At 53.9% G+C, this 13286-nt stretch carries 13 protein-coding genes; all 13 read left to right on the top strand.

Annotation, left to right across the window (positions count from 1 at the left end; translation table 11 throughout):
- Positions 1-170 precede the first annotated feature (170 nt).
- From NYE24_RS04440 to NYE24_RS04500, 13 genes are read left to right on the top strand one after another with little or no spacing between them, the layout of a single operon-like run.
- Entirely contained in the window at positions 171-1319 is a 1149-nt protein-coding gene (locus NYE24_RS04440; protein ID WP_342478155.1) for an AMP-binding protein, read from the top strand.
- On the top strand, positions 1312-1578 hold the full coding sequence (locus tag NYE24_RS04445) for a phosphopantetheine-binding protein (RefSeq protein ID WP_076162311.1): 267 nt from the start codon (positions 1312-1314) through the stop codon (positions 1576-1578). Before NYE24_RS04440 ends, NYE24_RS04445 begins: the two co-directional genes overlap by 8 nt.
- A 20-nt stretch (positions 1579-1598) precedes the next feature.
- The gene (locus tag NYE24_RS04450; RefSeq protein WP_162174478.1) at positions 1599-1877 is read left to right on the top strand and encodes an acyl carrier protein; all 279 of its coding nucleotides are present in this window, start codon (positions 1599-1601) and stop codon (positions 1875-1877) included.
- Between the two features lie 43 nt (positions 1878-1920).
- The gene (locus tag NYE24_RS04455; protein WP_342478156.1) at positions 1921-2838 is read left to right on the top strand and encodes a DUF6005 family protein; all 918 of its coding nucleotides are present in this window, start codon (positions 1921-1923) and stop codon (positions 2836-2838) included.
- Positions 2789-4162, top strand: a complete 1374-nt coding sequence (locus NYE24_RS04460; protein ID WP_342478157.1) for a glycosyltransferase family 4 protein — start codon at positions 2789-2791, stop codon at positions 4160-4162. Before NYE24_RS04455 ends, NYE24_RS04460 begins: the two co-directional genes overlap by 50 nt.
- Positions 4149-5945 carry an ABC transporter ATP-binding protein gene (locus NYE24_RS04465; protein ID WP_342478158.1) on the top strand — a complete coding sequence of 599 codons (1797 nt, stop codon included), beginning with the start codon at positions 4149-4151 and terminating at the stop codon, positions 5943-5945. Before NYE24_RS04460 ends, NYE24_RS04465 begins: the two co-directional genes overlap by 14 nt.
- Positions 5942-7486, top strand: a complete 1545-nt coding sequence (locus NYE24_RS04470) for a class I adenylate-forming enzyme family protein (RefSeq protein WP_342478159.1) — start codon at positions 5942-5944, stop codon at positions 7484-7486. Before NYE24_RS04465 ends, NYE24_RS04470 begins: the two co-directional genes overlap by 4 nt.
- Positions 7470-7727: a phosphopantetheine-binding protein gene (locus NYE24_RS04475; protein WP_076162321.1), complete on the top strand. Its 258-nt coding sequence runs from the start codon at positions 7470-7472 to the stop codon at positions 7725-7727. Before NYE24_RS04470 ends, NYE24_RS04475 begins: the two co-directional genes overlap by 17 nt.
- Positions 7724-8866, top strand: a complete 1143-nt coding sequence (locus NYE24_RS04480) for a hypothetical protein (protein ID WP_342478160.1) — start codon at positions 7724-7726, stop codon at positions 8864-8866. Before NYE24_RS04475 ends, NYE24_RS04480 begins: the two co-directional genes overlap by 4 nt.
- Before the next feature lie 4 nt (positions 8867-8870).
- A complete protein-coding gene (locus NYE24_RS04485; protein ID WP_342478161.1) occupies positions 8871-9863 on the top strand; it encodes a hypothetical protein in 993 nt (330 codons plus the stop codon).
- Between the two features lie 46 nt (positions 9864-9909).
- The gene (locus NYE24_RS04490) at positions 9910-10719 is read left to right on the top strand and encodes a sugar phosphate isomerase/epimerase family protein (protein WP_342479199.1); all 810 of its coding nucleotides are present in this window, start codon (positions 9910-9912) and stop codon (positions 10717-10719) included.
- Positions 10719-12005, top strand: coding sequence for an ATP-grasp domain-containing protein (locus tag NYE24_RS04495; protein WP_342478162.1), 1287 nt, complete (start codon positions 10719-10721; stop codon positions 12003-12005). The genes NYE24_RS04490 and NYE24_RS04495 overlap by 1 nt, the downstream gene beginning before the upstream one ends.
- A 2-nt stretch (positions 12006-12007) precedes the next feature.
- Positions 12008-13273 carry a hypothetical protein gene (locus NYE24_RS04500; RefSeq protein ID WP_342478163.1) on the top strand — a complete coding sequence of 422 codons (1266 nt, stop codon included), beginning with the start codon at positions 12008-12010 and terminating at the stop codon, positions 13271-13273.
- Positions 13274-13286: the final 13 nt, after the last annotated feature.

The following is a 13286-nucleotide window of genomic DNA, read 5'->3' on the forward strand; positions in this document are numbered from 1 at the left end:
GTTATGTGGAGAAAATATCTAAAGAAGTAAAAAAATATCACGGGAAAGGAGACTCCATGTTCATTGTTAATAAAGAACATTATGACCAGCATGAACTGGAACGTCGAATAAACGCGATATACGCATTATTGGGTTCCTCTGTTTGGAAGGAACGGCGGACAGCTGTATGCATGAAGGAGCCGGCGAATATTCTGGCCGCCACGGAGCTGATTATTAGGAGTGAGGGCTCGGTGCTTCTGATCAACGGCGATACCCCGATTGAAAGCGCTCTCCGTCAATCTGAAGACGCAGGCTGTACAGGTCTGCTGACAGATGCAGGAGGCAGCGCCGTCTTTCACCCTCTACACTCACGCCTGGATCGGATGAATGGTGAGCCGTCCTTGCTTCAATTCAGCTCCGGCACGACCGGCGCTCCCAAGTTAGTTGAACGGTCTTGGTCTCATGTGCAAATGGAAATCGAGGCCTACAACAAGATGCTGCCCTGCAGCGGGGAGGATCAACCAATCATTCTGGTGCCCGTGTCTCATTCCTTCGGATTAATCACAGGCACGCTTTCCGCACTTAAGCGCGGAGTCAAGCCGGTTATCGTGACGGACAAGAACCCCAAGTTCGCCCTGCATCTCATGCAGCAGCATGATCGCCATGTGGTGTATGCAGTGCCCTTTCTCTTTCAAATTCTGCTCAGCCTCATGAGAGAGAAGGTGCTGCTTAGAAAGATGGTATCCTCTGGCTCCCCGATGTCTGCAGAACTGCTGAACAGGCTTGGGGGTGCAGGTGTGAAGGTGATCCAGCAATACGGGTGCTCTGAGGCGGGCTGCATCTCGCTTGGCGACCGGCCCTCCGGTTCTACGGATGCCGGGATGTTGCTGGAGCATATGGCAATGGAAAGAGCCGGAACCCGGGATCAGCCGGATGAAATAATCATTGCCACAGGCGGACGCCGGATTCATACCGGAGATATGGGATATTGGCTCAGCGGCAGGCTTCATGTTCAGTGCCGGATGGATGATCTGATTAATGTGTCAGGACTGAAAGTAGCTCCCTCCGAGGTGGAGGATGTTATCCGGAGGCTCAGCGGCGTTCAGGAAGCTGTCGTGCACAAGGCTCCGCATCCCGTCTGGGGGGAAGCTGTCAAAGCTCGAATCGTCCGGAAGGGCGATGCGCTGTCTCAGGAGGATGTGAAGAGGTGGTGCGCGCGGTTTCTGCCTGCTTATAAAGTTCCGGGCTTTATTGCTTTTACGGAGGACATTCCGAAGACGAGTACAGGGAAGGTAATGCGAAAACAATTGGTAGAAGAGGAGTATGGTATTCATGGATAAGGAACAAACGGTATCTCAATTGAGGCAGCTCATGTCCGAACAATTGGAGCTCTCTCTCCCGGACGTCATTAAAGAGGAAGATCGGCTATACGAAGACTTAAACGTAGATTCGATCATGGTACTCCAATTGGTGGTATACATCGAGGAAGTGTTCAACGTAACTGTGCCTGAGGAGGAGATGGATCCTGCCGTCTTCCAAACGGTCGGTTCTTTAGTCGATTTCATCCACGCCCTTAAGGGGGAGCACATCAAATCTTAAGATCATAGAAAAGGATGGATATGATGATTAACGTGAATGCACAGGATATCGTACAATTCGTGATTGATCGGGTGGCCGATTTGACCTCCAGACCGGAGCTGGCGGAGGAATTGAATGGGGACGCACCGCTAGAGGATGCAGGCGTGGATTCAGTGCTGCTGGTCAACCTGATGATGCAGATTGAACAGCAGTACGACATTTTTTACGAGGACGACGAGCTTCTGCAGGAGAACTTCGCTACCGCGCGTTTGATCTCACAACGCATATTGGCCAAACGGGCCGTTCAAACCGAGGTTTGACGTGAAACAAGCCCATTGCTTTCTGAACGGACTCGGTTATGGCTTGGAGCAAGCCGGATGGGATGAACGTCCGCTCTATATCGGTGCTTGGGACGCGCCATTCAGCGTTACGGAGGACGGCAAGCTGACCTATTTCTCAGCGGACATCACACCGTCCGAATATTTGCGGCTGTTTACCCGCCTGTACGGGGAAGGGGCCATGGAGTGGTATGATTACGGGGCCGACAAGCTCGTCAACCTGAAGAAGTTTCTGGAGGTCCTGCGGCGTAATCCGGATCTTCCTGTTTTGGTACAGCTCGACCTGTTTCATATGCCCTATCAAAAAAGAACGTTTCAAACCATGCATCAGCCCCATTTTGTCATCTTACACGGAATGCGGGGCAATCAATTCGTGGTATACGACCGCTATTTTGAATGGGAAGGGTTAGTGGCCACGAGCCATGTACACGATGCTTTTCTGAGCAATGAGCTGGGCGGGGGACTGCTGCTTCATCCCGAATGGCTCCATGCGCCGGACGCTCACGAGGTGGCGAGAATCTTCGAGGATACGATAGAGACCGATCCGGGTGAACGATCGCTAACCGGCATGGTGAGGCGGAGGATTATGCAGACGGTGGAATCGCCCGATATGTATCCGCCCGGGGCCTTGAAGGATGCTGTATCCCAGCTCGGCATCCTCGCCAAACGCAAATACAGCTACGGGCTGCTGTATCAATATTTTTCGGAAGCGCTTAATCAAGGTACGGAGCTGTATCAGGAGCAGCTGGAAGGATTCATAAGAATGTGGAGTACGCTCGCATACCTGGCGATCCGTACGTCTATGCCGGGACGAACCGGAGAAATCGGACTGCTGGTGGATAAGGTGGAGCAGCTGCACAGGACGGAGCAACAGCTGAAGGAGGAATTGATCGATGTCTATCATCGCTGGAAACTTCGATTTGCATGCGGAGTGCAGACCTAGTGTGGGCTGCTTCGACGGCCATTCCCCCCGGTTGAACGAACGGGTGATTGATGACAAGTGGACAGGGTATCTGGCTGAATATACGGAGCTCATCCGCATTCCGCCGGTACGCTTTGCCAAGATCTTCGGGGGTTCGCTTCGCCAGTTCTCCAAGCAGCCGATGTCTTCGCTTCCGCAAGCATCGGAGCGGCTGGCCCGATTATGCGAGGAATACGGAATCGATACGCTTTATGTGAACGCTCCTTATTTCATGCCTTACTTGATGCTGGTTCGGAGCTTCTCCAAGCTTCCGCTTCGCTTCATGGTTATCGCCCATTCCGTCGCATCCGCCCGTTGGCTGACAAACTGGCTGTCCTGTGCACCTTGGATTACAGAACAGGATGTGCTGCTTGCCAGTACGGAATCCTGCAGACAGGCGCTGGTTAATCTCTCACCCCGGTATGCACATGCCCATAAGATCCCGTTATGCATCGACACCTTGCTGGCTGCGGAGCCGGTTCGGCCGCTTGCCGGTAAACGTCTGTTATCCATCGGCCGGCTGGAAGAGGTGAAGAACATTCATGTGCTCTTAGAGGCTATGGCGGAAATCAAGCAGCGTGTCCCGGACACTGTATTGACGGTTGCCGGAGAATATACGGGGTCTTTGCAGGAAGCGGACCGATATAAAGAACGGCTTGAAGCCATCGTAGCGGAATATAGACTGGAGCAAACCGTGGAGTTTACAGGTCCCGTCCACGGGAGTGAGAAAGACCGCCTGTTCCAAGAATCCAGGCTTCTGGTCAACCTCTCCACCGATCCGGGGGAGACGTTTGGCTTCAACCTCCTGGAAGCGAAAGCCCACGGTCTTCCTGTGGTCTGCACCAACTGGGACGGTTTCCGGGAGCTGCTTGTTGACGGCGTGGACGGTTCCTTCGTCCAGGTAGATTGGACCGGTGAACATCCGAAGATAGATCTGGGCGGGCTGGTTCGAAGCTGCACCGAGGTCCTGCTGGATGAGAAGCTTCACGACAACCTCTCGCAAGGAGCGCGGCTTGGCGCTCTAATGTACGACTATCGCACCATCATGCCGCAGATCAGGAGGCTCCTGAATGCTCCCCTTGGACAGATAGCGGGTGAGGCGGAGGAGACCGCCCTGCTGGAATCTTCTATGAGAACGCTGAACGAAATCTATCATTGCAGCTTATTGGAAGCGACAGGCTGTTTGAATGAATCGCCGCTGTCGGTTCTGGATTGGCAGCCGCAGGGTGACACGGGGGAATGGATGCGCAGGGTGAAGCCGCTTATTCAACATTTTGCCGGGAGGAACCATCATGCACACGTTTAAACTGTTCCGACGTCTTGCTCCCTACGTGAAGATCAAATGGAATTTAACCTTGATCGCTTATGTTTGTACGTTCCTGCAATTGGGACTCGTCATGCTTCAGCCCTTAATCTTCGCCTATCTGATCGACCACGTGCTGATTGGCGGAAACCGTAAACTGATTGTCCCGCTGCTTAGCCTTTCCTTGGGAATAGGTGTTCTCTCCATCGTGTTCCTGTTTATCCGGGTAGGTCTGTTCCGCTATTTGGGCATCTGTAATATGCTGGATATCCGGAACGAGCTGTTGAAGCATGTCCGGCAGATCCCCATTCCGGAAATTCAGAAGGAAGGCCCCGGGAAATTTTCGGCCTTGCTCGGGATGGATACCGCTACGATGGGAAATTTCCTCAACCACATCCTGGTCGAGATTACCTCACAGCTGTTTATGATGCTGATATCCCTCGGAATCCTGTACTATATGGACTGGCGGCTTGGCATCGTTGCGACGCTTAGCATCCCCTTCCTCTTATGGGTGCCAGGGCTGTTCCGCAACCCTGTGGCGCGTTATTCGTCCGACGTTCGAACCCATAATGAAGAGATCGGAACCTATCTCTATGAAGCGATCGAAAGTTCGCAAGAAATCCGGGCTTTAGGACTGGAGGGATGGGAACAGAAGCGGAATGAAACGATGTACAAGGGGCTGGTGAAGGCCAGCACCCGGGAAACGCTGTATGCCGTTATGTCGTTTCAAATCAGTGGATTTGTGATTAGCCTGATCCTGGCTGCCATCTATTGGATCGGCAGCGATCAGGTGCTCCACCAAATGATGACCGTCGGTATGATGGTTGCTTCCGTAACCTATCTGCAGAACGCTCTGAATCCGGTACAGCAGATTAACAACTTTTTCAGAGAGCTTCAAGGCGCGGAAGTTGCCATGGGCAGAATCGAGCAATTTATCCAGACCCCGATCGATCCCTATTCGGAAAACGAGAGGAAGCAGGCTTCGCCTGCAAGGGAGCCTCAGCTTGAAACAACGCCGTCCGATATCGAAGTGTGCAATCTGCGCGTCGGGTACGGTGGAACGGAAATCTTGAAGGATCTGTCACTGTCGCTGTCTCCGGGCAAGGTTTATGCTTTCGTCGGGCGAAGCGGGTCCGGGAAATCCACTCTTTTCCGGGCGCTTATTGGGATGATGCCCGTGCTCGAAGGTGAAATTCGAATCGGCGGACAGAATCTGGAGGAGATGACCCGCAGCGCGATCAGCCGCAAGGTTGGCATCGTGTTCCAGGAGCCTTACTTGTTCCGGGGTACCCTTATGGAAAATATTGCTGTCGGGAATCTGGACGCGACGGAGGAGATGGTCATGCAAGCAGCCCTGAATGCGCGGCTAGGATCTCTGCTGGATCAACTGCCGGACGGACTCAACACGAAGATTGACCATAGAGGCTTCCAGCTATCTGGCGGACAGCGGCAGAGGCTGGCTATTGCGCGTGTCCTCTTGCACAATCCCGATATTCTTATCCTGGACGAACCGACCTCCGCCTTGGACCAGCTTACGGAGATTGAACTCATGGATTCCATACGCCGCGCCATGGCGGGCAAGACGGTTCTGGTAGCGACCCATCGCCTGCAAACCATTATGAACGCGGACCGTATTCTGGTGATGGAGAACGGTTGTCTGGTGGCGGAAGGCGACCACGAAGAGCTCATGAAACAATCGGCTGAGTATTATGCTATGGCCTCGACCTTCGAGCGCGATACATCTGTGGCCGGACAGGCCTCTCCTAAAGAGGGGGTGCTGGCATGAAGGGCACAGGCACCCTCAGGGAATTGTTTCAACGTGCACGAAGGCATGACCGGGGAATCACTTACGCGGCACGAAGCGGCGAGTCCGATTGGACAAGCTATGCGGAACTCGGAAACCGCATGGACCTTCTCGCTGAACGGCTGAAGCAGGAGCAGCTGCGTCCGAATTTTATCGGGGCCGTCTGGATGAATCCGACGCCGGAGTGTCTGGCTGTCATCGGGGCCGTCATTTTGGCGGGAGGCATTCCGCTTCCCATCCACAGCTACATGCCAGGACAGGATATGCTTCGCCTCATCCGCAAATTTGAACCCGAAGCTGTGTTCGTCTCTGAAGAGAAGCTTCCCACCCTTGAGGAATGGAACATGCAAGGGGAAGAGTTGCCATTCTGCCTGTATGAAGGTATGGCAAGCGGACCGGTTGCAGGAATCGGCGCCGCTCCGCGGCCGGTACGCCGGTACACGCCGCCAGAGGCCGCGCGTATGATATTCCTCTCCTCCGGTTCGACGGGAGAGCCGAAGGGTATCATGCTGAGCGACCACAACATGCTGTCCAATGTGGACGCGATCCTGGACTACACGGCTCTGTGCGACGGGGACATCGTTCTGCTCTCGAAGTCACTGGGGTATTGCTCGACCATTGTTGGGGAATGGTTTGCCGCCATGGCCTCTGGAGCCAATCTTGTTCTAAGCGGGGGCTTCGTGCATCCCTTCGAGATGATCCAGTGCGTCCGTACGAACAAGGTGACCTTCTTATGCACTGTGCCGTCTGCGATCCTGCCTCTAATCCATTCCGCCAAATGGGCGGCGGAGGATCTGATGCCGCTCCGGCAGATGCTCATTGTCGGCGGCCCGATGCCTGCCGTCATGCTGCTTCGTTTGGCTGACCGTCTGCCTCACGTGCGGCTGACGCCTTCCTATGGACTGACCGAAGCCTCTCCGCGCGTCTCGTATTTGCCCTACGCTCAGTTGAGGACGAAACCGCAATCCGCCGGGATACCCATTAACGGCATCGAGCTGGCCATCGTTCAGGACGGAAGGGAGGCGGCCACAGGGGAGAGTGGTGAGGTGGTCGTTCGGGGGCCGAATGTGATGATCGGCTATTATGACGATCCGGATCGCACCCGCGAGATCCTAGGCCCCCTCGGCCTGCATACCCGGGATACCGGGTATCTGGACGAGGATGGATATTTGCACTTGACCGGGCGAACCGATAACGCTCTCCTTGTCGGGGGACACACGGTGTACCCGGAAGCGGTCGAAAGCGTCCTATTAAGCTTGCCTGGGGTGGCGGACGCTGCTGTGTCGGCCGTAGAAGACCTTCAATGGGGACATCGTCTGATTGCCGTGATAGTATCCGAAGCTTCCACAGAGCCTGTCAAGAGCCCGGAGCTGCATGCCTGGTGCCTTAAGCGGTTATCCCCGGCCTTGCGTCCCAGGGATTTCCGCTTCGTTACGGCTCTGCCCAGAACAGCCAGCGGAAAGCTGGATCGCAAAGCCCTGAAATCTATGGTGAAGGAGGAAGATCATGTCCATAGAGCATGAAGATATATTCTTTAAGGTGAGAGAAACGATAGCCGCTGTGGCCAAGAGGCTAACCAGCGAGGTCGAGCTGGATCATGCTTTGGTAGACGATCTGGGAATCGACTCCATTCAAATACTGGAGCTTCTGTCGGCGCTGGAGGATACATTCGGCTTTGAGCTGGATGTGGACGATATTCGCCCGGAATCGTTCCGAAGCGTCCAGGCCGTATTGCATTTTGTAGAACGCAAGGTGGCTTCATGAAGGTGTTCACCCCGGGCCATTTGCAAGAGCTGGCTGACGAATTGCGCAGGACGTACCCGTTTTATAACCCTTATACGGACGTTGATTTCCATCAGCTGCCGATGACAGACAAACACTTGATCGCAGACAACCGCGCCCTTTTCGAACATCCTGATGCAAGGCGGGTGACCGAATCGTTCACCTCGGGAACTACCGGAGTGCCGTTCCGCTGTGTGAAAACTACGGAGGAGATATGGACACTCTCGCTGACCCTGTATAAGCATAGAAAAAAGTGGGGGCTGCCGCCCAGGCACCGGATGCTGCTGCTGAGCAACCGTCTGCTGGCGGAGCCCAGGTCCCTTAGACATTATGCAGAACTGATAATCAGGGAAGATCCTCATTTTATCCAGGGGAGAGCTTCCGCTCTCTGCGCGTTGGCCGAATATATGCGTGACGGGGGATATTCGTTGCCGGCTTCCCTCCTGTTTACCCAAAACTGGGGCGAAACGCTGCATGGCTCTCAGAAAGAACGGATCGAGGAGGTGTTCCGCGTTCCATGCGTAGACTATTACGGTTTGGAAGAGTTCTGGTGTATCGCGTTCGCAGGCCAGAGCGGCCAATTGGAAATCGATGAGTCCGCCGTATATGTGGAAATTATTGATCCGGCCTCAAGACTCCATGTAGAGGAGGGGGAATTCGGCGAAGTGTTGGTCACCTCGCTGATCATGAGGAGTCTGCCTTATGTCCGTTACCGGACAGGGGATATCGGAAGTATTCGCAGGGACCCTGAAACCGGCCGTCTCCTTCTTCAACTGCTTCCCGTTCGAACATCCCAGATTCGGCTGCCTGGAGCACAGGTGCATTCCGCCGTCTTCCGGTATTTGGACAAGTTTTTTTGGGAGCTTGCTGCAGCCAGAGGAGTCCGCCAATTTCAGATCGTGCAGAATACATTCACCTCTTTTTCCGTCCGGCTGGCGACTGAAGCCTCGCCAAGCGAGTTCGAGGACGTGCAGGCCAAGCTATCCGCTTTTCTTCACCGAGCGGCGGGCAAGCCGGTGAAATTGTCCATAGAAACCGTCTCAAGGCTCGAAGCCGATCCTGTCAGCGGCAAAATACCGTCCTTTGTTTGCCGTATTTCCTCAAATGAAGAAGGAGAATGAAGAGATGACGTCTCATACGGATACGCCGGATGCCAAGCCGGAAATGTTGAAGCTGGCGGCGATGGAATGTGCAGCTTCCTGCATCTTGACCCACTTATACCGGTCCGGGGCCAACCCTGATCTGTTTCTGCTGGATTACTGGAATGTCAATTATGTTTCGCGCATTATTACGGCGAGCCAGCATGTGCGGTTGAACAAAAGCTTGCCCTTTCTGTACGGCATCCATCTGGTTTACAAGGGAACTGGACCTGAGGCGCTGAAGCAGTCTGTTCAGTCAGGGAACCGTGCGGTAGTGAAATGCCGCCCATCCGATCTGGATTTTTTCCCTCCCAACATGCTGATCATGGCGGAGAGTGGATTCGATCATTATATCCTCGCAGATAGCTTCGATGAAGCGCGTAACGCCTTCAGAGTATTCGATCCCATTGTCGGTTTCAACGGATTCCTGACCGGAGAAGAGATTATGCGGGCATCAGCGGAGCCGGAAGAGGAGGAGATCATTTTCTACGAGCTTCAGCCGGATCAAGAAGGGAAGGTGTTCGAGTCTCCCGGCAAGCATGATATCTTCACCTATGCAGCCAAGCGAAACTACGAAATGTATGTCCGTTCTCAATACAGTTCGGGTACCGCCGCATTGGACTGCTTTGCCCGGGATTTGCAGGAATCTCTAGCATTAAGCCCGGAACAAACCTCGAACTGGTTGAACCAGAACTCGATCGCCATTGCTTCCTTAACCAAGCTCCGATCTTCCATATGGAATAGCTTTGCCCGGCTGGGCGTGATGGACAAGGGGCAGGCGCTAGAAGGGACGAACCGGATCAGCGGGATCGTGAAGTTATGGACGACACTGAATTTCTTGCTGGTGAAATACCGCAAGAACATCGGGGACGAAGCGTTGCTGCGCTCGGCTCTTGCCAGGCTGCGGGACATTCAGGATGCGGAGCTTCAATTCCTGGCCTGGATGAATGGAATAGGCGGTGATCTGACTGCGGTATAATCTATGCACGATTTCTTTTCGGCACGAGCTGGTATCCTTCCGGGAGCTGCTCCGTTATGCTCGTGATACGGGCTTCAACGGTATAGAACTGTGGGGCGTGCATGCCAAGGCTTTGCTTCGCCAACGGGGACAGGAGCTGGGAGGTATGCTGGACGAAATGTTCAGCTACGGGCTCGAAATCAACATGCTGAGCGATTATATCCCTCTCATGGGGAATATCCCAACGGACGTTCTGCTTAAGGAATGGCAGGAAACCGTCCAGGCGGCCAAAGCGTTCCACACAGATAAGCTGAGGATTTTCGCCGGAAACCTGAGCAGTCAATCTCTTGATGAGAAGGACTGGGAGCTTTGCACCGGACGTCTAAATATCCTGTGCGCCGTAGCAGAGAGGGAAGGGGTCTATACAGTGGTTGAGACTCATCCGGGAACCGCTGCCGACGGCTTAGATTCCACACTTCAACTGCTCAGGCAAACCGGCCACCCAGCCTTGAAGCTGAATTTGGACTTTCTGCACATTTGGGAATCGGGCGCTGATCCCCTTGCCGCCTACGAACGCTTGAAGCCATGGATTGTCAATATCCATCTGAAGAATGTGGAATCCCGGCAATGGCTCGAAGTATTCTCTCCGAACAATATATATTCTCCGAGCGGCAGCCGCAGAGGTATCGTACCCTTGGCCGATGGAGAAATGGACTGCCAAGCCATAATGAAGCGCCTTATCTTGGACCCTATCCAAGCCCCGGTATCTCTGGAATGGTTCGGAGCCATACCCTTTCAAATCTTAAAGTCGGAGCTAGGCTGGCTTAAAGGGCTGGAGTCCGATCTCAAGCCGGAGAAAGTGGAGGTGACGGGATAATGAATAACCTACCTTATGTGGAGCATCTGACCGGAACGCGCGCACCGAAGCTCTGGTACTCCAATATTAATTGGGAACAAGGAAAAGCCGCTCAAGAGATTCGCTTACCCCATATTAACAATGCGTCCGGAGACCGGCTCGTATCGCAAATGGATCTCTACCAAATTTATTTGGCTGACCGGGAGGATCTTGTTCTCCTGAAAGAGGCTCCGGATCCTGAATTCCTATCTTATTTGGAAGAAGAGAAGATAGCCATACCCTCAATCGCGATTGGCGCACGGTCTGAATATACGGGTGAGTTTCGCAACCGGATTGCTGTTCCTTACTTGATGGACGAGCAGGAGGAGCAGTTTCTCAAGGAAAACGGAGGGAGATGGATCGGCCCGCCAGCCCGATTGTCCGTGGAACTGAACAGCAAGATCGCAACGCGTAAATTATGCGAAGAAATCGGCTTTCCAGTCAGCGACGGTAGGATATGCGAGGGGCTTGACGCGATCCGCCATACTTGCGCCGAGTTGGAGGGACGGCATCCTGGAGCCCGGCTGGTTGTCAAAACCGCTTACGGTTCTTCCGGTAAAGCGCTATTCCATATCCATCGAGGCCCGGATTTGGAGATGCTGCTTGGATATTTAGAGAGGCAGATCTCGCGGGGAGGCGGGCAACCGGTTGTGACGGTGGAACGCTGGCATCAGGTCGAGCGCCATCTGACGGCACAACTCTGGCTGGGGGAAACAGATTGCGAGATCCTGGCTATGACCGAGCAGAGGATTACGGATGCAGGAGTGTACAGAGGGAGCCGTCTGCACCCGGACCTGCCTGAATCCTTGATCGCGGCTTATACCGAACAGCTGCAGCAGCTGGGTACATCTTTACATTCCCGGGGCTACGAGGGCTTTCTCGGGGTAGACTCCATACTGGATGAAGACGGAACTTTAATACCGGTTATTGAGATCAACGCCCGTCTTACCATGGTCACGTATTTGCTGAAGATTCGCAAGCACTTGCTCGAACACGGGTTTCCTAGAATGGAGACTCAATCCTATGATTTCAAGCTCCACCCTGGAGCCAAATTTGCAGAATTTGCCGAAAAGGTGGCATCGATAAGGATCTCTGCCGAACAAGGCGGGGTATTCGTGTATGGTTTCCACCATGACGGGGAATCGGCAGACCGTATCCGGCCTTGCAGGGTCTCGACTCTGAGCTGGGGTGTGGACGATGAAGCTGAGAAGCTTGCCCGTCAAGGGCTGGAGGAAGCAATCATGGAATGGAGGGGAGCTGTCGTATGACTATGGCTTCACAACGACTGTCTAATCCGCAGGAAGTGGGCCAACCCTTTTGGCTGGAAGCAGCCAAGCCGTTTGGATCACCCGTTTATGTATATGACGAGGGAAAGCTGGCCTCCGATTATTTTTCGCTGCGGGACGCTTTACCCAAGGATGTGACGCTATATTATTCCATGAAGGTCAATCCCAATCCGGAGGTATGCCGTCTCATTAACGGCTGGGGTTCGCCGATCGAAGTCGCATCGGTTGGGGAATATGAGATGGCCCGCTCTAACGGGGTAAATCCGAACTGCATCGTGTTTACCGGACCGGGCAAAAGCGCGGACGAGATTCATCATGTGCTTCGCCATGGGATCTACGCGATTAATGCGGAGTCCATCCCGGAGCTATTTGTCATTCACGATGAAGCTGTTGCGCTGGGTATTGCCGCACCCGTTATGTTAAGGGTCAATTTGTCTACTGGAACCAAAGGCTCGCGTATGTCATCGGTCGGACTTGCCTCCCAGTTTGGCATCGACGACAGTGAAATTAATGAAGCGGTGCAAACCGCCATTAACCTTGAGGGGCTAGAGCTGATCGGATTGCATACGTACCAGGGCACGCAGAATTTTCACCTCGACTTTTATCGGGAGAGCGTTCCGATGATGTTCGGTCTCACCCGGCAGGTGCGCAACCAATTCGGCCTGCAGCTTCGATGCTTAGGGCTCGGCGGCGGTTTCGGCGTTCCCATGTTTGAAGGCGATGAGCCGTTTCCTGTCGAAGCTTTCGGGGCGTATCTTGCCGGGGAGTTAGAGCGCAACCGGGATCTGGAATTGAAAATGGTATTCGTAGAATCAGGGCGGCGAATTGCCGCAACTATGGGGATTTATGCGGTCAGAGTGCTGTACACCAAGCTCTCCAAAGGCAAAGCCTTCGCCATTGTCGATGGGGGAACCCACCATCGGGCTTTTTCCAGCCTGATGGGACGAAGCTTCAAGCAGCCTCTGCCGCTTCAGCTTTGGAAGGCGGGGGAGCGCAGGCTATACCAATCCGGTGAAGGAGAGGGTCGAGTCTCCTACAATGTTTGCGGTAAATTGTGCACTCCCACAGATGTGCTGCAAGGCAGCGTCATGCTCCCCCCTCTAGAGCCGGGGGATTGGATCGCTTTTCCCCATATGGGGGCCTATGGCTTAACCTGCGGCAATGTTCATTTTCTGTCTCATGCTCTTCCGAAGGAAGTTATGCTTCGCCCTGACGGTACCTTAAATGATGTGAGCTGGCTGTCCACCTAATAAGTGAGTTCAT

Source organism: Paenibacillus sp. FSL H7-0350, assembly GCF_038593195.1.
Taxonomy (GTDB): domain Bacteria; phylum Bacillota; class Bacilli; order Paenibacillales; family Paenibacillaceae; genus Paenibacillus_AQ.